The organism is Ruegeria sp. CL7 (genome assembly GCF_056536445.1).
This window is the reverse complement of sequence record NZ_JBQFPQ010000001.1, coordinates 830,829-849,205: the sequence shown is the minus strand read 5'-3', so window position 1 is coordinate 849,205 and position 18,377 is coordinate 830,829. Positions and strand designations below refer to the sequence as shown.

Here is an 18,377-nt window from a genome sequence, read left to right as displayed (position 1 = left end):
ACGGTCGTTCTGACGAAAGCGTGAGTTTTCCTGCACCCAACTACTCCAGCAACTCAAAGTCCACACCGGCACGGACTACGCCGTTCACCTGAACCTCAAGCCGATGCGCGCCGGGGATCAACCTGAAGGTAGAGGCATCACCCTTCAGCCTGTGACGCTTGGCCAACGTGAGCCTGCCGTTGTTCAAAGCCGCCTGTTTCAGCTTGTACACCTTGGGTGATGTTTTTCCCGCAGGGCGCTGAAAATAAATAATATAATCCACCAGAACCGGTTGTTTCCCTGCCCCGGTCAGATCAACGGAAAACTCCAGCGCTTCGCCGATACGGGCCTCGGAACTCAGATCAATTGTCACGGCGATATCCGCATCAGGGTCATATCCCAGCATCTTCATCGCCTCAGGGTGCCCGGCCTTGACCAATCCGCGCAGCGTATGAGAGGTCATCCACTCCAGCTCTGCCGCGGTCTGTCGCGCCTCGGTGCGCCACTTGTCCAGACGCCCCAGCACCAGGCTCGGGTCTTTCTTGGTGATATCATTCAAATGGTTGGCCACCGACCGCGTCACATACCGGGTTGGATCGCCGTGCAACCTGTCCAACAGCGGCAACGGGTCCGTCAGACCCAAACCGATGCCCTGCCCCCATGGCAGACGGGGCCGCGTTCCCTCGCTGACCAATCGGCGCACGTGATAGCTGCCGTGGGTACACCAGTCCTGCATCCGCCCAAGCACCCTGTCTGGGGCATGGTTCAGGAAAGGCCGAATGGCCCATTCCATCGAAAACCGCTGCGTCAGCTCCTCCAACACATCCAGAGACAGATCGACGTGATCCAGCCCGATGGCCGCGACCCATTCGCCCAGCGGCGCGAAAATGAAATCGCCGAAATCATCATCCGATCTGGCAGGGTCCAGCGGAGGCGGCAAAGACCGTAAAATCACCGGGGCGACTGTCGGCAAGTCGCCCGGCACGGCCTGTTGCAGGCATGTCGCGATCCAGCTCATACGCTGTTTCAGTTCCAGTTCAGGCAGGCGCGACATGACCTGTGCCTGAAACGCAGAGGCGTCGAAGCCCGGTTCAGCATCCAAGAACAAGTCGCTGAGAAAGCGGACTTTCTCAGCGTTGAACAACTGATCTTTCAACGAAAACCCCTGCGCCATGATCACATCGTCAGGTTGGTCGCACCGCCGTCCAGCAGGATATTCTGGCCAACGATGAAGCCCGCATGTTGCGAACACAGAAACGCGCAGGTCGCACCAAACTCCTGCCGCGAACCATAGCGCCTGACCGGGATCGTCGCCGCTCGGTTGGAACGCGCTTCGTCAATTGAAATACCCTGTTGCGCCGCCACACCGCTGTCCAGAGAATCCGCCCGGTCCGTGGCATGGATGCCCGGAAGCAGGTTGTTGATGGTCACCCCGTGTGGCGCCACCTGACGCGAGGTTCCGGCCACATAGCCCGTCAGACCTGTACGCGCCGCGTTTGACAGACCCAGAACCGCAATTGGCGCACGCACGGATTGCGAGGTGATATTCACCACCCGGCCCCAACCCTTTTCCATCATTCCGGGAAGCAGGGCCTTCATAAATGCAATCGGCGTCAACATGTTGGCATCCAGCGCCTTGATGAAATCATCACGCTCCCAGTCCGACCACGATCCGGGCGGCGGTCCGCCGGCATTTGTCACAAGTATATCAACGCCCTGCGCGGCCTCGATCACCTGCGCCTGACCGTCGGGCGTGGTCACGTCGCAGGCCACGGTCTGCACCTCAACGCCGTGCTCTGACCGCAGGCGTGCGGCTTCAGCCTCCAACACCTCGGGGCCGCGTGCGTTCATCACCAGATTCACGCCAGCCGCGGCAAGCGCCTCGGCGCAGCCAAGACCCAATCCTTTGCTGCTGGCACAGACCAGCGCGCGTTTTCCTTGAATTCCCAGATCCATCGGATCCTCCCTGTCAGTCATCGCCGCATGTCTAGCACCGGCCAGACAGGGAAGACCAGAAACGGATCATCGATCAATAGAAGAACTCTTCCCGGATGATCTTGCCGTCGGCGACGTGATAAACACCCACTTCGCGCATATCGAACGCTTCGCCGGTTTCCTTCACGGTGCCCTGCACTTCGAAAATCACGGCAAAACGGTCGTCGCCATGAGGAAGCGGATCGCTGACGGACGCACCAGACACTTCATGCGCGCTTTCCCACCACTCATGCTTGCCACGGATGGCGTCGATTCCTTTGGTTTCCCGACCCATTCCCTGAAAATCCTGCCCTTCGACCGACACCGCATCCGGCGCATACAGCTTGGACAGGTTTTCTTTGGCCCGGTCTTCCCGGCAACCAGCCACGAGTTCATCGGCAATCTCTTTCAAATTCATTGATCCACTCCATCATTTGTTCACTATATGTTCTTTTTGCCACAGACCCATGATTCGTACCAGACCCTTTGTCTTGCTTCGGCAGGATTCCCCGCATATACGCGCGCTCATGCTTGATACCTCGAACCAACCCACCCTGCCGCCCGAGATCGCCCGGCGCCGGACATTCGCCATCATCTCGCACCCTGATGCGGGAAAGACTACGCTGACGGAAAAGTTCCTGCTGTACGGGGGCGCGATTCAGATGGCCGGTCAGGTGCGTGCCAAGGGCGAGGCGCGGCGGACCCGGTCGGACTTCATGCAGATGGAAAAGGATCGCGGCATCTCGGTCTCGGCCTCAGCGATGTCGTTCGACTATGGGAACTTCCGGTTCAACCTGGTGGATACACCCGGCCACAGCGATTTCTCGGAAGACACCTATCGCACGCTGACAGCCGTGGACGCGGCCGTCATGGTGATCGACGGCGCGAAAGGTGTGGAAAGCCAGACGCAGAAACTGTTCGAGGTCTGCCGCCTGCGCGATCTGCCGATCCTGACCTTCTGTAACAAGATGGACCGCGAAAGCCGCGACACGTTCGAGATCATCGACGAAATTCAGGAAATGTTGGCCATCGACGTCACGCCCGCCGCCTGGCCCATCGGCGTGGGGCGCGACTTCATCGGCTGCTATGACATGCTGCGCGACCGGCTGGAACTGATGGACCGCGCCGACCGCAACAAGGTGGCCGAAAGCATCGAGATCAACGGGCTGGACGACCCCAAACTGGCCGAACACGTCCCCGAGCATCTGCTGGACAAACTGCTGGAAGAGGTCGAGATGGCGCGCGAACTGCTGCCCGCGCTTGACCCGCAGGCCGTTCTGGAAGGCCACATGACCCCGATCTGGTTCGGCTCAGCCATCAACTCGTTCGGCGTCAAGGAACTGATGGAAGGCATCGGCGCCTATGGCCCGCAGCCACAGGTTCAATCCGCTGAACCCCGCCAGATTTCCCCAGATGAAAAGAAAGTTGCAGGCTTTGTCTTCAAGGTTCAGGCCAACATGGACCCCAAGCACCGCGACCGGGTGGCCTTTGTCCGCATGGCCAGCGGCCACTTCAAGCGCGGCATGAAGCTGACCCATGTGCGCAGCAAGAAACCGATGGCGATCTCGAACCCCGTATTGTTCCTGGCCTCTGACCGCGAGTTGGCGGAAGAGGCCTGGGCCGGTGACATCATCGGCATTCCCAACCACGGGCAGCTGCGCATCGGTGACACGCTGACCGAAGGCGAAGCGCTGCGGGTGACCGGCATTCCGTCGTTCGCGCCGGAGCTTCTGCAAGGCGTCCGCGCGGGCGACCCGATGAAAGCCAAGCATCTGGAAAAAGCCCTGATGCAATTCGCCGAGGAAGGTGCGGCCAAGGTGTTCAAGCCTTCGATCGGCTCGGGCTTTATAGTGGGGGTCGTGGGCGCGTTGCAGTTCGAAGTGCTCGCCAGCCGGATCGAGATGGAATATGGCCTGCCGGTACGGTTCGAAGCATCGCAGTTCACCTCGGCCCGCTGGGTAAGTGGTGACAAGGCCGAGGTCGAAAAGTTCGTCAACGCCAACAAGCAGCACATCGCGCATGATCATGACGGCGACATCGTCTATCTGACCCGCCTGCAATGGGATATCGATCGGGTGGTCCGTGACTATCCCGCGCTGAACCTGACCGCGACAAAAGAGATGATGACCTGAGGCAACTGTCTGATTGCACAGGCAGGTTTGGCTGTGCAATCCTGCGCGCATGAGTGACGACCAACTGACCTATTCCGGTGGCCTGCCCGACATGCTGGACAGCTATGAGAACCGGCGCAGCCCGTTTCAGTTCGGCACCCTGACCCTGCCCGAGCTTGACGTCAATCTGGAAGAACTGGCCAAGCTCACCGTGCCCAACACCGCCACCGAATTGCCGCCCGGGCGCAGCACCACCTGGGATCGCAAACGCGTTCAGATCGCGCGGGAATTCGTCGGAAAGTCAGAGCTTGCCTTCCTGAACGCCCAGCTGATCTCGAACCTCAGAAAACGCTCCTTTCCGCGTCAGGCCCCTGCGCTGTTCTGCCGGTTGTGGGACGAACAATCCGACCATCTTCTTTCCGCCCTCGACCTGCGTTGGCTGGTGTCGTCTGTTCAGACTTTTGCGGATCACGGTCAAACGCCGACACAGCGCGAGGTCGGACATGCCTTGCGCGTGTTCTTCAGCATGATGAAGCTGTATGAGTTCGAGCGGCTCTTCTCGGGGCTGGCCCCGGAAACGCCGTTTCAGTTCAAGGACAGGAACCACGTCCCGCTGCCCTATCAGATGAAAGGCTTTTCCTTTGAAAAAGGCGGGCTTGACGTCAATCTCATCGCTCCGATCTGGACCAAGGCGATGAATGATCCCACGATTGCGCCGCTGGTGGATCACCTGATGATCCAATTGAACAAGGACCCAGGTGGACTTTTTCGACGCCTGAAACGCATGCGCGACGCCCGCGCACCGCACAAATGACCACCTGGGGCATTGTGTCCATGGTCCGGGGACCAACCGAAGACGTCCTTCGGTTCGTGGCCCATCACCTCGAACTGGGGGCGGATTTCATGTATATCTACATGGACGAACCCAACCGCCGCACGTTCAGGGCTCTGAGAATGCATCCCAAGGTCCGGGTCCGTAACTGTGATGACGCCTTTTGGGAAAAACGCGGACGCGCACGACCGGAAAAGCATCAGGTGCGCCAGTCGGTTCACGCCACTTTTGCCTATCGAAACACCCGGCTGGATTGGTTGACACATATCGATGTGGATGAGTTTCTTTGGCCGGCGGCCCCCATTTCTGATGTTCTGCGCGATGTTCCAGACACGGTTCCCGCGGTGCGTGTCCGCCCGTTGGAGGCCTTGGCCGGGGGCGATGACCTGTACAAAGCTCATATCCCGCGTGGCCCGAACCGCGAAGCGCTGGTCGAGACCATTTACCCGAATTACGGCGCCTTCGTCATGGGCGGTTTCCTGAGTCACGTTCAGGGAAAGCTGTTCGTGCGCACCGGCTTGAAAAACCTAAGCATCCGCATCCACAACCTGTTTCAGAACAAGGTGCTGCTGCCCTGCAAATTCGAGCTTGCCCAGATCGATCTGTGCCATCGTCATGCGCCGGACTGGAACCACTGGATAGCACATTACCAGTTCCGCATGGATCGTGGCTCGTATCAGGCCGGCATGGCTCCGAATGTTCCGCGCGAACAGGGCGGGCTGAACAAGAATGAACTGCTCAACTGGATCGAGGCCGAACAGGGCATGGACGGGCTGCGCGCGTTCTACAATGAAATGAGCGGCGCGGACGCAGAGGTGCGCGCCAACCTGGAACGCCACGGCCTGCTGCGCCACCGCCCTTTGAACCTGGACGAAAAACTACAGAAACACTTTCCCGGAAGTTGCTGAATTGTTGCTGAAATTCACCGCAGACAACAGGCAGGGACAGGTGAAATTCTCTTCATTTGACCCCGATCAACGTTTTTGTTATGTCCGCGTACAAGCCGAAATGTCGCATTACGCGCATGGCCATCCGGGCCCGGCACATCTTTGACGCGCGGGCCTGGTCAAGTGTCCGCAAAAACCGGACATACATGACAAAATTCAACGAACTGAACCTAAACCCGAAGGTCCTCAAAGCCATTGAAGAGGCCGGATACGAATCCCCCACTCCGATCCAGGAAGGCGCGATTCCGCCCGCTCTGGAAGGCCGTGATGTCTTGGGGATTGCCCAGACCGGCACTGGCAAGACCGCCAGCTTCACACTGCCGATGATCACCCTGCTGGCCCGTGGCCGCGCCCGCGCGCGCATGCCGCGCTCGCTGGTCCTGTGTCCGACGCGGGAACTGGCTGCTCAGGTGGCCGAGAATTTCGACACCTATACAAAGCACCTGAAACTGACCAAGGCGTTGTTGATCGGCGGTGTCAGCTTCAAAGAGCAAGAGGCGCTGATCGACCGCGGCGTCGACGTTCTGATCGCAACTCCGGGCCGCCTGCTGGACCATTTCGAACGTGGCAAGCTGCTGCTGACCGGTGTTCAGATCATGGTGGTGGACGAAGCCGACCGGATGCTGGATATGGGCTTTATTCCTGATATCGAACGCATCTTCTCGCTGACGCCGTTCACGCGGCAGACATTGTTCTTCTCGGCGACCATGGCTTCCGAGATCGAGCGCATCACGGATACTTTCCTGTCCGCCCCTGCCCGGGTTGAAGTCGCCCGGCAAGCGACCGCATCCGAGACGATCGAACAGGGCGTTGTCATGTTCAAAGGCGGCCGTCGGGACCGTGAAGCAAGCCAGAAACGCAACGTGCTGCGCGCCTTGATCGACGCAGAGGGCGAAAAGTGCACCAATGCAATCATCTTCTGCAACCGCAAGACAGATGTTGATATCTGCGCGAAATCGCTGAAGAAATACGGCTATGACGCTGCGGCGATCCATGGCGATCTGGACCAATCGCAGCGGATGAAGACGCTGGACGGGTTCCGCGACGGATCATTGCGTCTGCTGGTTGCGTCCGACGTCGCTGCGCGCGGTCTGGATGTTCCAGCCGTCAGCCACGTGTTCAATTTCGACGTCCCCGGCCACCCCGAAGATTACGTGCACCGTATCGGCCGCACCGGTCGCGCCGGGCGCGAAGGCAAGGCCATCACGATCTGCTCGGTCCGCGATGAAAAAGCCCTGGCTGCGATCGAAAAGCTGATCCAGAAGGACATCCCGCGCATCGACAATCCGGTCAAGGAAGAGCCCAAGCCTGAAAAGCCGAAGCCCGAGAAAAAAGCCCGGGACTCCGAAGCCAGGAAAGACACCCGGAAAGAGCGAGAGCCCAAAGGGCGTGGCCGTGGGCGCAAGGAAGACAATGGCCGGGCCGTGGTGGGTATGGGCGATCACCTGCCCAGCTTTATTGCCCTGAGCTTTGACGAGCGTCGTGCCGGCTAAATCGCCAGCACCAAGGCCAGTATAGAGACACCCAACAGCAACATCCCGGCGATTTCTCGCCGGGTGATCGTCTCGCGGAAAAACAGGATCGAGGCCATCAGGCTGAAGATCAGCTCTACCTGCCCCAGCGCTTTGACATAGGCTGCGTTTTGCAGGGTGAAGGCCCAGAACCAACAAAACGAACCGCCCAGACTGGTCAGGCCGACAAACACGCCGGTGGATCGGGTCTGCCACACCGCGCGCAGTTCGGCCCGGTCGCGCCACAACAGCCACAGGCCCATGCTGACGAACTGAAACGTCACGACGGCGGCCAGGGTGATCAATGCCCGGAACCAGGCGTCGACGTCACCCAATTGCAACGAGGCCCCGCGATAGCTGACGGCGGAGAACGCAAACAAAACCCCTGATCCAAGCCCCAATTGGGACGCGCGGTTGGTCAGATGCCGCCACCAGGCGCCGCCTCCTCCGGGGGTTTTCGACAGCAAAAGCACCGCCATCAACCCCAACAAGATCGCAACCAGCGCGCCGCTGGAAACGCTGTCGCCCAAAACCAGAAATCCGACGATCGCGGTCTGAATGACTTCGGTTTTCTTGAAGGTGATCCCGACCGCAAAGTTTCGTTGTTTGAACAACGCCACAACACAGATCGTCGCCAGGATTTGCGCCGTGCCTCCGATGACAGCGTACAGCCAGAACACTCCGCCAATCGGAGGCAAGCTGGCGCCCGTTGTCAGCATCGCCACAAACAGCCCGGCAACGGCCAGCGGCATGGAATACGCAAATCGCGCAAAAGTCGCGCCGGCGGCGGACAGTTTCACGCTGCTCAAGGATTTTTGCAGCATGAACCGCACAGTCTGAAAACTGGCGGCGGCGATGGTGACAGGGATCCAGAGACTCATGTCACCTGTTGTGTCGTCAAATCAAGACTTTGGCCAGAGCGGATGCGGCACCGGGTCCTTGGCGCGTAGAAGGTACTGCCGGAAGATCTGTGCATAAGAGCGGTAAACATACGCCTCATTGCAGGCCAGATACCTGTTTTTGCCATCCCGATACAACGACGGCAGCCGATACCATGGCGCGGCGGGATTCATATGATGTACAACATGCAGGTTGTTGTTCAGAAACAGAAACGCCAACGGCCCGCTGTCTTCGATAATAACGGTCCGCGCGCGGGACTTCTCGTGCGCGCGGTGTTCCAGAAACGTGCGGATCTTCAGCAACGCCAACCCGATATAGGCCGAAATCAGATAGGCCCAGATCGGCATGGCCGATTGTGCAACGATCCACAGCACCGCAACCGCGCCGGGGATATGCAAAGCCCAGGCCAGCAGGATCGCCCTGTCGCCGCGCCGCAGCCCCCGCCATTCATCGCGCAGAAACAGCACCTGCCCAATGGCCGGACCCAGAACCATCCGCCCCAGAAGCGTGTTGTTCAGGGCCAGCACAGCCTGCACGCCGCGCGGCAGGTCCGCCCAAACCTTGGGATCCAGATAGTTGGATTCGGGGTCGTCATACGGGTCGGTCAAAGTGGCATCCTGATGATGCGCCAAATGCAGATCGCGAAAACGGTTATACGGAATGGCCAAGGTCAGCGGCAGCGCCATCAGCGCCTCATTCAGCCATTTGGCTCGGAACGGGTGCCCATGCAGGGCTTCGTGTGTCAAAGACGAATGCAGGGCGGCAACAAAGCCCAAAACCAGCGCCGTCAACCACAGCGAAACATCCGCCAACCAGAACAGCCCGACCAGCCATGCGGCATAGCAGCCGACGATCAGGGCAAATGTACCCCATTCGGGCGACTTGGGTGTCGAGGGCTCAGCCATTGCGCCCCCACGAAACTCCGGCCCAAATTCTTTCATAGACAATGTAAAGCGTCAGGCCGATGGCGGTATTCACCAGCGCCAATGCCCCGCCGACGGCGGCCGAGCCTGTGGCGATCAGGCCCACCAGCGTCATGGTCGCCAGCCCCATGACATTCCACACGATTGCTTTCACGACAGATCTTCGCCGCGTTTCCATTTCGAACCCCATTCTTTTTGCTTTTACAAAGGGGTTACCGTTCAGTGCGCGTGCTGAAAATTCTGTATATGATTAACAAAACTCATCACTTGTGATATTTTTCATCTTATGCAGGAAAATATCGACAAACGCGACCGCGCCGCTCAATTCCGCCTACGCCTTGCCCGCGCGATGGAGGACCGTCACGTCAGCCAAAGCGCGCTTGCGCGCCATATCGGCGTGGACCGATCAACCGTATCTCAGTTGTTGACCGATCATGGCGCGCGTCTTCCCAATGCGCATGTTGTGGGTGGCTGCGCCGCGGCACTGGGCGTTTCGGCCGACTGGTTGCTGGGCCTGTCCGACAGGCCGGAAAGCGCGGCAGAGATTCTGGCCAGTTCCCTGTCCATTACCGAAGCGCCCCGCGCCCTGGTCGATGAGCGGATTTTCGACTGGCACAAAGAAGCCGCCGGGTACAAGATCCGCTATGTTCCCGCCACCCTGCCCGACATGCTCAAGACGCGCGCGGTGCTGGAGTGGGAATATGCCCCCCATCTGGGGCGCACGGCGGATCAGGCCATCGGTGCGTCCGAAGACAGGTTGGCCTGGATGCGCAGTGCGCAGTCTGATTACGAAATTGCAATGCCATTGTTCGAGATTGAAAGCTTTGCAAGCGGCACGGGATATTACCATGGCCTTTGCCCGGAAATTCGTCAGGAGCAGATCAATCATCTGCTGGAGCTGTGTGAACAGCTTTATCCCCGAATGCGTGTCTATCTGTTCGATGCCAAACGGCTTTATTCAGCCCCTGTAACGATTTTCGGGCCGCTGCTGTGCGTTTTTTATGCAGGCAGTCACTATATGGCGTTCCGAGACCGGGACCGGATCGAGACGTTTTCACGGCACTTCGACACACTTGTGCGCGAGGCCGATGTGGCCGCCCGCGACTTCCCGGACCACTTGCGACAACTCAGAACGGCTGTATCCGGCAAGAATTGATGCAGCGGCGCAAAACCTGTGCTATCGTCCCTTGGCGCGAACCAACGGGCATTCCGATCACAAACGGAGGACCACAGGAATGGACGCAATTCAAACCGCTCAATACGCGCGCGCGCTGTATGCCGCGCACGGAGACCGGGCCGAGGCGGAAGCCGCGCAGAAAATGCGTGAATGCGAAGCCGCCGGAAACCAGAAAGAGGCGCAGGATTGGCAGGCGGTCCGTCAGACCATCCGCCAGATCCGAGGACCAAATCAGGGCTGACCTACAGTTTTGGGTCGGGATTGACCGTGTGCCCATCCACCGCAATCACCTGCCCAGACACCAGCCGCGCTGCGTCCGAAGCCAGAAAGACGGCCATATTGGCGATATCCTGCGCTTCCACGAAGCGACCCATAGAGGTGCCCGAGGCATAGCCCTGATAGACCTCATCGCGGGTCATGCCTTTGGCGGCTGCCTCTCGGGCCAAGACACCTTCCATGCGCGGGCCCTCCACGGCACCCGGGCAAATGGCGTTTGCGCGAATGCCCAGCGGCCCAAGTTCCATCGCCAGCGTTTTCATCAACCCTATGACCGCCCATTTGGCCGAGGCATAAGGCGCTCGGAACGGATAGCCGTACTGACCGGCGGTCGAAGAGGTCAGAATGATGCTGCCCGCCCGCGCCGACTTCATCATAGGGGCTGCGTGCTTGGCGGCCAAAAAGGCCCCGTCCAGATTGACCGCGACGCAGGCGCGCCATGCATCCAGATCGATATCCTCGATCGCGCTGGTCGGCCCGGCGATTCCGGCATTTGCGCACAGAACATCCAGCCCGCCTGCGGCCCCGACAGCCTGAAACACCGCTCTCATGTCGGCCTCATTTGTCACATCAGCCCTGCGCACCACCCAATGGTCGGGCAAGATATCCAGGGCTGACTGGTCAATATCCGTCACCCAGACATCATAGCCAGCAGCGTCAAACGCCGCGGCCATGGCATGACCGACACCCGATGCCCCAGCCGTTACCAATACGCGCCGGGTCACGATGGCGTCCGAATGGCAGCACCCGCCCCTTCAGGGTAAGGCAAACCGGCCTGTGCCTCGGCAATCCGCGCCATCGCGGCTTCGATCCTGGGCGACGGCGGGCTGGGACGGCGGGTTTCAAGGCTGACGTGCAGCAGAAAGCTCTCGCCCGTGGCCAACAGCTTGTCGCCTTCATACATGCTGTGAAAGACATGCAGCTTCTTGCCCTGCCCCAACAGCATCTGCGTGCGCACGTCGATCTTCGCCCCTGCATGGACCTCGTCGATGTAACGGATGTGGTTCTCGGCAGTGAAATAGCTGCCACCTGACGCGATATACTCCATATCGCAACCGATGATCTCCATTAAACGGTCCGTGGCGGCCGCAAAGGCTTCCAGATACTTGGCTTCGTTCATGTGGCCGTTGTAATCCGTCCAGTCCAATGGAACGGCGCGGGACAGGGTCAGGATCGGCTGGCTCAGATCCGCCTGATCCAGCGACGGCAGGGCACCCGGTTTCAACAGCGCATCATGCTGGTTCAGCACCGCCCCCGCACCATAATTCTGCGCCTTGAGGGCCCGCATCATGCCAACAAGATTGTTGTCGCGAATGCGTTCCAGTTCCCGGATTGAATGCATTCCGGATTGCGCGTCTGACTGATCGGCGATCAGGTCGACCAGTTCATCGGTGAATTCCGGCACGTCCATCAGTTTGGTCCAGGGCCATTTCAAGGCTGGCCCGAACTGAGCCATGAAGTGCCGCATTCCCGCTTCACCTCCGGCCACGCGGTAGGTTTCGAACAATCCCATCTGTGCCCAGCGGATGCCAAAGCCCATTCGGATCGCCTCGTCGATTTCTTCGGTGGTGGCAATGCCATCCTTGACCAGCCAGAGCGCCTCGCGCCAGACGGCTTCCAGAAAGCGGTCGGCGATATGCGCGTCGATCTCTTTCTTGACATGCAGCGGAAAGAAACCAACCGAGGTCAGCAATTCCCTGGCCCGTTCAATCATCTCCGGTGGGTTTTTGTCGGTCGGCACCAGCTCGATCAGCGGCAGCAGATAGACTGGGTTGAACGGGTGCGTCACGACGATCTGTTCGGGCCGCAAAGCACCGTCCTGAAGCTCGGATGGTTTGAACCCGCTGGTCGATGACCCGATGATCGCATCTGGATCACAGTCCTCTTGCAAGCCCTTGTAAACCTTCAGCTTCAAGTCCAGCCGCTCTGGCACGCTTTCCTGGATCCACGTCGCGCCCTGTACGGCGTCGGCCATGTCACCATGAAAGCTCAGCGCGCCCTCGGCCGGTAATGGAACGTCACTCAGCCCCGGCAGGGATCGCCGCGCATTGTCCAGCACTTCGCCTATTTTGCGTTCTGCTTCAGGGTCCGGGTCGAACACCCGAACGTCCCAGCCATTGAGCAGGAACCGTGCGGCCCATCCGCCGCCGATGACACCGCCCCCGATAATTGCTGCCGTCTTTGTCATGCTGTCCTCTAATCGATACAGATTACCTGCGCGCGCCCCGCCTCATCCAAATGCGGAATGCATCCGAATTGCGGTGTCACCGCGCTGCATTGTTTGGTGTCCGACAGGCAGAACCCTGCGCAGTCAGAGGCTTTTTCACAGGAGCTTCCAGCGTCGGGCAAAGGTTCAAAGCAGATAAACTGCCGTATCCGCCCGCCCTTCTCATAGCTTCCCCCTTTGGCTTCGCAGTCCTTGCGGGCCAAAGGGTCTTCCGCGGTCTGTGCCACCCCGACCCGGGGCAGACATACGGCCAGAACCGTCGCGCAGATTACAAGCACCGATCGCATTGCTCACTTCCTTTTGCTGGCACCCCTGCACTTACCGGTCATGGCAAGGGACGCAAACAGGTCAACCTTTGGGCGCCCGTTTGACCAGCCCCAGCTTCTCACGCACTTCCTGCGGCCCGATCACCCGCGCGCCCATGTTCTCGATGATGGTGCCTGCGCGTTCGACCAATTGCCAGTTTTCGGCCAGCACACCCTTGTCCAGCCACAGGTTGTCCTCGAGCCCCACGCGCACATTGCCGCCCGCCAGCACCGAGGCCGCCACATAGGCCATCTGATGCCGCCCCAGCGAGAACGCGCTGAAGGTCCAGTCATCGGGCACGTTGTTTACCATCGCCATGAAGGTGTTCAGATCATCCGGCGCGCCCCACGGCACGCCCATGCACAGTTGAACCAGGGCGTTGGGTTCCAGAATTCCCTCTTTCACCAGTTGCTTGGCAAACCACAGATGGCCGGTGTCAAAGGCCTCGATCTCGGGTTTCACGCCCAAATCGGTCATCATCTGCCCCATAGCCCGCAACGCGCCGGGCGTGTTGGTCATGACGTAATCCGCCTCGGCAAAGTTCATCGTGCCGCAATCCAGCGTGCAGATTTCGGGCAGACATTCGGCCACATGCGCCACACGCTCGGTCGCGCCAACCAGATCTGTTCCTGCCTGGGCCAGTGGCAGCGGATTTTCGATGCCGCCGAACACCATGTCTCCGCCCATGCCAGCCGTAAGGTTCAGCACTGCGTCCACCTCGGCATCCCGAATCCGATCGGTCACCTCACGATACAGCGCCAGATCGCGCGACGGGGCGCCTGTTTCGGGGTCGCGCACATGGCAGTGCACCACGGCCGCACCTGCCTTCGCGGCGGCAATCGCACTGTCGGCAATTTGCTTCGGTGAACGTGGCACATGAGGGCTGCGATCCTGTGTCCCGCCCGAGCCGGTCACGGCGCAGGTGATGAAGACTTCGCGGTTCATTTCCAGAGGCATGGCGTTTTCCCCAAGTTATACCCGGTTTTGCCTTGGGTTTTCCCCAAGCTTCTCCCCGGATTCCGATTTGCGTTCTGCCCCGACTCTGGCGCAGCTTTGGGAAAACCACTTGGCAGAATGCGAATCGAACTTGATGCAATCCGCAAAAAACATACTGCAACCCGAACATCGGGCCCTGAAAACCGCCGTTCTGGTGCTGGATGAATGCAACACGCTCAGCTTCGCCTCGGCGGTCGATCCGATGCGCGCCGCCAACCGTCTGGCGGACCGGCCCGCCTTTGACTGGGATTATGTGACCGCCACAGCCGAACCCGCGATGCTGACAAGCGCCCTGCAAGTGCCCGGCATCCCGCTCTCTCGCCTGCAAGGCTGCGACCTTATGATTGTCGTCGCGGGCTTCCAACTGGCCCGCCACGCCACTCCCAGCCTGCTGGCCGGGCTGCGCCGCATTGCCGGTACCGGGGCGACGATGGCCGGGATTGACGGCGGCCCCTGGCTGCTGGCCGAGGCAGGGCTGCTGGACGGTCACCCTGCGACGACCCACTGGGAAGACCTGCAAAATTTCGCTTCCCGCTTCCCCGACGTCGACGTGCGCCCCGACCGCTTTACTGTCTCGGACGGTCGCCTGACCTCTGGCGGCGCGATTCCCGCTGTCGAGATGATGCTGCACATCATCGCCGCCCGTCATGGCGCGGGTTTCGCATCCCGTGTCTCGGGCCTGTTCCTCTATGATGGCGCGCCGGACCCGGGCACACCGCAAAGCCGCACCGGCGCACCACACCGCCACACCGCGCTGACGTCAAAGGCGAATTCGCTGATGCAGGCATCCCTGGATGACCCCCTGCCACTGGCCCATATCGCTGACCAGCTGGGCACCAGCCCGCGCACCCTGCAACAACAGTTCCGCCTTCGCCTGAACACCACGCCGCAGGATCACTATCTGCAACTGCGCCTGGCCGAGGCCCGCCGTCTGGTCACCGACACCGACCTTCCACTGATGGATGTCGCGCTGGCCACCGGTTTTTCCTCGCAATCCAGCTTTGCCCGCGCTTTCCGCACCGCCCACGGTCAATCGGCACGCGACCTCAGGCAAGAGCGCGCGCACCCCACCCATCACTGACCGGATCCAACTTCATCTGGCCAGAAATATCCCGGGGGAGGCACGCGCAGCGTGCCGGGGGCAGAGCCCCCTCGCCTCAGTACGGCATCGGGTGCGCCTTGTGGACAGCGTCCAACTCGGCCAGCACCTCGTTTGACAACGTCAAATCCGCACCGGCCAATACGTGTTCAAGCTGCGCGACCGTGGTCGCGCCAAAAATCGCCGACATCATGAATGGTCGCGAGCGGCACCAGGCCAGCGCCATATGGGTCGGATTCAGGCCATGTCGCGCGGCAACATCCATATAGGCCGCGACCGCATCAAAAACCCGGTCAGACTTGCGCCCGCCCAATTGAGGCGAAAGCGACATACGAGAGCCGTCCGGCACGGCCCCGCCCTGATATTTCCCGGTCAGCAGCCCGGTGCCCAGGGGTGAAAACGCCATCAGGCCGACATCTTCATGTACGCTCAGCTCGGCCATGTCGGTATCGAACAGACGGCACAGCAACGAATACTCATTCTGCACGGACGCCGCTCGCGGTGTGCCCGTCTGTTCGGCCAGTCTCAGCCACTGCGCCGTACCCCATGCGCTTTCATTCGACAGACCAAAAGCGCAGATGTTGCCTTTGTCCACCTGAACCTGCAAGGCCCCCAGACACTCCTGCATATTTTCCAGAACGTCCGCAGTATTGTGGCCCGAAGGCGCATAATCCCAGTTTTGACGGAACATATAGCTGCCGCGATTGGGCCAGTGGAACTGGTAGAGATCGATGTAATCCGTCTGCAAACGCCGCAAAGACCCTTCGATGGCCTCAGGAATGGTCTTGGCCGTGATCGGCGCACCGTCGCGAACATATGACAACCCCTCACCCGAATGCTTGGTCGCCAATACGAAATCCGCCCGGCGCGACGAATTTGCGGCGTTCCAGTTTCCAAGAATTTCTTCGGTACGACCAATTGTCTCTTTGGCGACAGGATTCACCGGATACATCTCGGCGGCATCCACAAAGTTGATCCCCGCGTCCAGCGCCATGTCCATCTGCCGGTGCGCATCCGATTCCGAGGTCTGCGTCCCGAACGTCATCGTCCCGAGGCAAAGATCGCTCACGACAATCCCGGTGCGGCCCAGAGGCTTCATCTGCATCCTCAAATCTCCTGATAAATGGCACAGCCCGTCAGGCTTCGGCCTTCTTTTCCCACCGCCCGGACTCCTCCGACCAGTATTGCGCGGCGCATCCGGCGCCGGTCAGCGCCTTCCACTGCCCGCGCGCGTGCTGCACGGCCATGTCGTCATTGCCGTCGAACAGAATGCAAACCCGCTCCAGAGCCGACACTTCTTCGGGTTCGACCGGCGCGCCGTCCACCGCCATGACACACACCGCGCCGTTGGGGGCCTCGGCGCTGGTGGTCAGAAGGATCGGCTGCTCGGCGTCATGCGGGCCGCCTTCGCGACCATGCGGCAGGAACCCGTCCTCGGGGCCCAGCCACAGCTTTTCATCCAGCCAGTCCATCCGTGCGGGTTCGGTGCCCCGCACGGCAATCTTCCACCCGGCCTGTCGCGCCTTGTCCAGCAGCACAGGCAAGGTGTGCTCCAGCGGCTTGCGGGTCAGATGGTAGAAATAGACAGCACCCATTCGCTTACTCGAAATTGTCCTGCACGAACCGGCTCAGCGCGCGCACACCCCAGCCCGTAGCACCTTTGGGCGCATAGGATGTCTCGGACGCCACCGAGGCCACACCCGCGATATCCAGATGGATCCAGGGTGTATCCTCTTTCACGAAACGTTGCAGAAACTGCGCCGCCGTGATCGAGCCCGCCGGACGGCCACCGACGTTTTTCATGTCGGCGATGCGCGATTTGAGCAGCTTGTCATAGGCATCGCCCAACGGCATCCGCCACGCGCCTTCATCCTCGGCCCGGGCCGATTTCAGGAAGGCGTCACAGAATGTGTCATTGTTGGAAAACACACCTGCATTCTCATGACCCAGCCCGATGATGATCGCTCCGGTCAGGGTGGCCAGATCGATCATGCCCACCGGATTGAACCGCTCCTGCGCGTACCACATCACGTCGCACAGAACCAAACGGCCTTCGGCATCGGTGTTGATGATCTCGACCGTGTCGCCTTTCATCGACTTGACCACATCGCCCGGACGGGTGGCATTGCCCGAAGGCATGTTCTCGACCAGCCCGACAAGGCCCACAACATTGGCCTTGGCCTTGCGCTTGGCCAGCGCACGCATCGTGCCCGCGACAACGCCCGCGCCGCCCATGTCCATGGTCATGTCTTCCATGCCACCGGCCGGTTTCAGCGAAATGCCACCTGTGTCGAAAACCACGCCCTTGCCCACCAAAGCCAAGGGCGCATCGTCCTTGTCGCCACCATTCCAATGCATCACGACGACTTTGGACGGGCTGGCAGAGCCCTGCCCGACGCTCAACAAAGTGCGCATGCCCAGTTCAGCCAGCTTGTCCTCTTCCAGAACTTCGACTTCCAGGCCCAGCTCCTGCATCTCGACAAGACGATCGGCAAATTCCGTGGTCGTCAGAACATTTGCAGGTTCGTTGGTCAGATCACGCGTCATCCGCACACCGTCGGCAATCGCGTATAGCGGTGCAAACTCTGCTTCGGCTTCCTTGGGTTTCGAATGTCCTATCGTAATCGAACCGCTGCCTTCGCTGTCCTTGGTTTTGTGCGCGTTGAAATCATAACTGCGCAGCACCATGCCAAGGGCCAGGTTTTCGGTCTGCGCCTGATTGCCGATCATCACCAGCATGTCCTTGCCACCCGCTGATTTGACCAACGCGGCACCAGCCTTGCGGGCCTCATCGGCTTCCGGGCGGCGCGGCAGCACCACGACGTCCAGCGCTTCGGCCGCCATCCCAGCCGGCCAGGCCATCGAGATAACATCGCCGGTCTTGGACTTTCCGAATTTCTCACTTTCGACAAGCCGCGCCACAGCGCCTTTCGTCAGGCGATTGGCCCGGCGCGCCGCAGGGTTCATTTTTCCGTCCGACGAAATGATGATGGCCACCCGCCCTTCGGCCTGCGCCATCGCATCCAAGTCAAACTCCTGAAAGCGGACCGGTATCAGACTGCTCATTGCAAACTCCTCGAATTCTGTTCCCCAAGACCTAGCCCGCGCCGCCCGACTTG

Annotated in this window: 20 protein-coding genes; 7 read left to right on the top strand and 13 right to left on the bottom strand. The window is 60.2% G+C overall.

What is annotated here, in order from left to right:
• Positions 1–40 precede the first annotated feature (40 nt).
• From ACR0LI_RS04295 to ACR0LI_RS04285, 3 genes are all read right to left on the bottom strand, one after another.
• Positions 41–1,153 carry a hypothetical protein gene (locus tag ACR0LI_RS04295; RefSeq protein ID WP_480718061.1) on the bottom strand — a complete coding sequence of 371 codons (1,113 nt, stop codon included), beginning with the start codon at positions 1,151–1,153 and terminating at the stop codon, positions 41–43.
• Positions 1,154–1,155: 2 nt separating this feature from the next.
• A complete protein-coding gene (locus tag ACR0LI_RS04290; protein WP_171723639.1) occupies positions 1,156–1,935 on the bottom strand; it encodes an SDR family oxidoreductase in 780 nt (259 codons plus the stop codon).
• A gap of 73 nt (positions 1,936–2,008) precedes the next feature.
• Positions 2,009–2,371: a nuclear transport factor 2 family protein gene (locus ACR0LI_RS04285; RefSeq protein WP_171362741.1), complete on the bottom strand. Its 363-nt coding sequence runs from the start codon at positions 2,369–2,371 to the stop codon at positions 2,009–2,011.
• Between the two features lie 109 nt (positions 2,372–2,480).
• On the opposite strand from ACR0LI_RS04285, the gene ACR0LI_RS04280 reads away from it, so the two are divergent.
• From ACR0LI_RS04280 to ACR0LI_RS04265, 4 genes are all read left to right on the top strand, one after another.
• A complete protein-coding gene (locus ACR0LI_RS04280) occupies positions 2,481–4,085 on the top strand; it encodes a peptide chain release factor 3 (protein WP_210092799.1) in 1,605 nt (534 codons plus the stop codon).
• Positions 4,086–4,134: 49 nt separating this feature from the next.
• Complete coding sequence (locus ACR0LI_RS04275; RefSeq protein ID WP_480718060.1) at positions 4,135–4,878, top strand: hypothetical protein; 744 nt, start codon at positions 4,135–4,137, stop codon at positions 4,876–4,878.
• Complete coding sequence (locus tag ACR0LI_RS04270) at positions 4,875–5,804, top strand: glycosyltransferase family 2 protein (RefSeq protein ID WP_245223405.1); 930 nt, start codon at positions 4,875–4,877, stop codon at positions 5,802–5,804. The genes ACR0LI_RS04275 and ACR0LI_RS04270 overlap by 4 nt, the downstream gene beginning before the upstream one ends.
• A gap of 185 nt (positions 5,805–5,989) precedes the next feature.
• The gene (locus tag ACR0LI_RS04265; RefSeq protein ID WP_171632019.1) at positions 5,990–7,336 is read left to right on the top strand and encodes a DEAD/DEAH box helicase; all 1,347 of its coding nucleotides are present in this window, start codon (positions 5,990–5,992) and stop codon (positions 7,334–7,336) included.
• On the opposite strand, the gene ACR0LI_RS04260 is transcribed toward ACR0LI_RS04265, so the two are convergent.
• From ACR0LI_RS04260 to ACR0LI_RS04250, 3 genes are read right to left on the bottom strand one after another with little or no spacing between them, the layout of a single operon-like run.
• Positions 7,333–8,235 (bottom strand): EamA family transporter, encoded by a 903-nt coding sequence (locus tag ACR0LI_RS04260; RefSeq protein ID WP_171328171.1) that lies wholly within the window; start codon positions 8,233–8,235, stop codon positions 7,333–7,335. The two genes, ACR0LI_RS04265 and ACR0LI_RS04260, sit on opposite strands and share 4 nt — an antisense overlap.
• 21 nt (positions 8,236–8,256) lie before the next feature.
• Positions 8,257–9,159: a fatty acid desaturase gene (locus tag ACR0LI_RS04255; RefSeq protein WP_480718059.1), complete on the bottom strand. Its 903-nt coding sequence runs from the start codon at positions 9,157–9,159 to the stop codon at positions 8,257–8,259.
• Complete coding sequence (locus tag ACR0LI_RS04250) at positions 9,152–9,355, bottom strand: DUF2061 domain-containing protein (protein ID WP_171167827.1); 204 nt, start codon at positions 9,353–9,355, stop codon at positions 9,152–9,154. Before ACR0LI_RS04250 ends, ACR0LI_RS04255 begins: the two co-directional genes overlap by 8 nt.
• 108 nt (positions 9,356–9,463) lie before the next feature.
• On the opposite strand from ACR0LI_RS04250, the gene ACR0LI_RS04245 reads away from it, so the two are divergent.
• Both ACR0LI_RS04245 and ACR0LI_RS04240 read left to right on the top strand, forming a co-directional pair.
• Positions 9,464–10,333, top strand: a complete 870-nt coding sequence (locus ACR0LI_RS04245) for a helix-turn-helix domain-containing protein (RefSeq protein ID WP_480718058.1) — start codon at positions 9,464–9,466, stop codon at positions 10,331–10,333.
• 79 nt (positions 10,334–10,412) lie between these two features.
• On the top strand, positions 10,413–10,595 hold the full coding sequence (locus ACR0LI_RS04240) for a hypothetical protein (RefSeq protein WP_117868740.1): 183 nt from the start codon (positions 10,413–10,415) through the stop codon (positions 10,593–10,595).
• 1 nt (position 10,596) lies between these two features.
• Here the strand turns inward: ACR0LI_RS04240 and ACR0LI_RS04235 are convergent, their stop codons facing one another.
• The 4 genes from ACR0LI_RS04235 to bcoG form a co-directional block, all read right to left on the bottom strand.
• Complete coding sequence (locus ACR0LI_RS04235; RefSeq protein ID WP_480488152.1) at positions 10,597–11,304, bottom strand: SDR family oxidoreductase; 708 nt, start codon at positions 11,302–11,304, stop codon at positions 10,597–10,599.
• A 47-nt stretch (positions 11,305–11,351) separates the two neighbouring features.
• Positions 11,352–12,818 carry a carnitine 3-dehydrogenase gene (locus ACR0LI_RS04230; protein WP_480718057.1) on the bottom strand — a complete coding sequence of 489 codons (1,467 nt, stop codon included), beginning with the start codon at positions 12,816–12,818 and terminating at the stop codon, positions 11,352–11,354.
• Between the two features lie 8 nt (positions 12,819–12,826).
• Positions 12,827–13,144 (bottom strand): hypothetical protein, encoded by a 318-nt coding sequence (locus tag ACR0LI_RS04225; RefSeq protein ID WP_171723142.1) that lies wholly within the window; start codon positions 13,142–13,144, stop codon positions 12,827–12,829.
• Between the two features lie 61 nt (positions 13,145–13,205).
• Positions 13,206–14,120, bottom strand: coding sequence for a 3-dehydrocarnitine:acetyl-CoA trimethylamine transferase BcoG (bcoG, locus tag ACR0LI_RS04220; RefSeq protein ID WP_171631999.1), 915 nt, complete (start codon positions 14,118–14,120; stop codon positions 13,206–13,208).
• Between the two features lie 133 nt (positions 14,121–14,253).
• Between bcoG and ACR0LI_RS04215 the strand changes: the two genes are divergently transcribed.
• Entirely contained in the window at positions 14,254–15,240 is a 987-nt protein-coding gene (locus tag ACR0LI_RS04215; RefSeq protein WP_171631997.1) for a GlxA family transcriptional regulator, read from the top strand.
• A 76-nt stretch (positions 15,241–15,316) separates the two neighbouring features.
• On the opposite strand, the gene ACR0LI_RS04210 is transcribed toward ACR0LI_RS04215, so the two are convergent.
• The 3 genes from ACR0LI_RS04210 to ACR0LI_RS04200 are packed head-to-tail and all read right to left on the bottom strand — an operon-like array spanning position 15,317 to position 18,324.
• Positions 15,317–16,363, bottom strand: a complete 1,047-nt coding sequence (locus ACR0LI_RS04210) for an aldo/keto reductase (RefSeq protein WP_210092454.1) — start codon at positions 16,361–16,363, stop codon at positions 15,317–15,319.
• Between the two features lie 31 nt (positions 16,364–16,394).
• On the bottom strand, positions 16,395–16,853 hold the full coding sequence (locus ACR0LI_RS04205; RefSeq protein WP_480490355.1) for a DNA polymerase III subunit chi: 459 nt from the start codon (positions 16,851–16,853) through the stop codon (positions 16,395–16,397).
• A gap of 4 nt (positions 16,854–16,857) precedes the next feature.
• Positions 16,858–18,324, bottom strand: a complete 1,467-nt coding sequence (locus tag ACR0LI_RS04200; RefSeq protein ID WP_480619565.1) for a leucyl aminopeptidase — start codon at positions 18,322–18,324, stop codon at positions 16,858–16,860.
• Between the last annotated feature and the right edge of the window lie 53 nt (positions 18,325–18,377).

Excerpts from the sequence above, each read along its gene's own strand:
- ACR0LI_RS04205 (WP_480490355.1), bottom strand. The coding sequence starts at position 16,853 with ATGGGTGCTGTCTATTTCTACCATCTGACCCGCAAGCCGCTGGAGCAC.
- ACR0LI_RS04210 (WP_210092454.1), bottom strand. The coding sequence starts at position 16,363 with ATGCAGATGAAGCCTCTGGGCCGCACCGGGATTGTCGTGAGCGATCTT.
- ACR0LI_RS04200 (WP_480619565.1), bottom strand. The coding sequence starts at position 18,324 with ATGAGCAGTCTGATACCGGTCCGCTTTCAGGAGTTTGACTTGGATGCG.
- ACR0LI_RS04245 (WP_480718058.1), top strand. The coding sequence starts at position 9,464 with ATGCAGGAAAATATCGACAAACGCGACCGCGCCGCTCAATTCCGCCTA.
- bcoG (WP_171631999.1), bottom strand. The coding sequence starts at position 14,120 with ATGCCTCTGGAAATGAACCGCGAAGTCTTCATCACCTGCGCCGTGACC.
- ACR0LI_RS04240 (WP_117868740.1), top strand. The coding sequence starts at position 10,413 with ATGGACGCAATTCAAACCGCTCAATACGCGCGCGCGCTGTATGCCGCG.
- ACR0LI_RS04290 (WP_171723639.1), bottom strand. The coding sequence starts at position 1,935 with ATGGATCTGGGAATTCAAGGAAAACGCGCGCTGGTCTGTGCCAGCAGC.
- ACR0LI_RS04295 (WP_480718061.1), bottom strand. The coding sequence starts at position 1,153 with ATGGCGCAGGGGTTTTCGTTGAAAGATCAGTTGTTCAACGCTGAGAAA.
- ACR0LI_RS04235 (WP_480488152.1), bottom strand. The coding sequence starts at position 11,304 with ATGGCCGCGGCGTTTGACGCTGCTGGCTATGATGTCTGGGTGACGGAT.
- ACR0LI_RS04225 (WP_171723142.1), bottom strand. The coding sequence starts at position 13,144 with ATGCGATCGGTGCTTGTAATCTGCGCGACGGTTCTGGCCGTATGTCTG.
- ACR0LI_RS04285 (WP_171362741.1), bottom strand. The coding sequence starts at position 2,371 with ATGAATTTGAAAGAGATTGCCGATGAACTCGTGGCTGGTTGCCGGGAA.
- ACR0LI_RS04230 (WP_480718057.1), bottom strand. The coding sequence starts at position 12,818 with ATGACAAAGACGGCAGCAATTATCGGGGGCGGTGTCATCGGCGGCGGA.
- ACR0LI_RS04255 (WP_480718059.1), bottom strand. The coding sequence starts at position 9,159 with ATGGCTGAGCCCTCGACACCCAAGTCGCCCGAATGGGGTACATTTGCC.
- ACR0LI_RS04280 (WP_210092799.1), top strand. The coding sequence starts at position 2,481 with ATGCTTGATACCTCGAACCAACCCACCCTGCCGCCCGAGATCGCCCGG.
- ACR0LI_RS04260 (WP_171328171.1), bottom strand. The coding sequence starts at position 8,235 with ATGAGTCTCTGGATCCCTGTCACCATCGCCGCCGCCAGTTTTCAGACT.
- ACR0LI_RS04250 (WP_171167827.1), bottom strand. The coding sequence starts at position 9,355 with ATGGAAACGCGGCGAAGATCTGTCGTGAAAGCAATCGTGTGGAATGTC.
- ACR0LI_RS04270 (WP_245223405.1), top strand. The coding sequence starts at position 4,875 with ATGACCACCTGGGGCATTGTGTCCATGGTCCGGGGACCAACCGAAGAC.
- ACR0LI_RS04265 (WP_171632019.1), top strand. The coding sequence starts at position 5,990 with ATGACAAAATTCAACGAACTGAACCTAAACCCGAAGGTCCTCAAAGCC.
- ACR0LI_RS04275 (WP_480718060.1), top strand. The coding sequence starts at position 4,135 with ATGAGTGACGACCAACTGACCTATTCCGGTGGCCTGCCCGACATGCTG.
- ACR0LI_RS04215 (WP_171631997.1), top strand. The coding sequence starts at position 14,254 with ATGCAATCCGCAAAAAACATACTGCAACCCGAACATCGGGCCCTGAAA.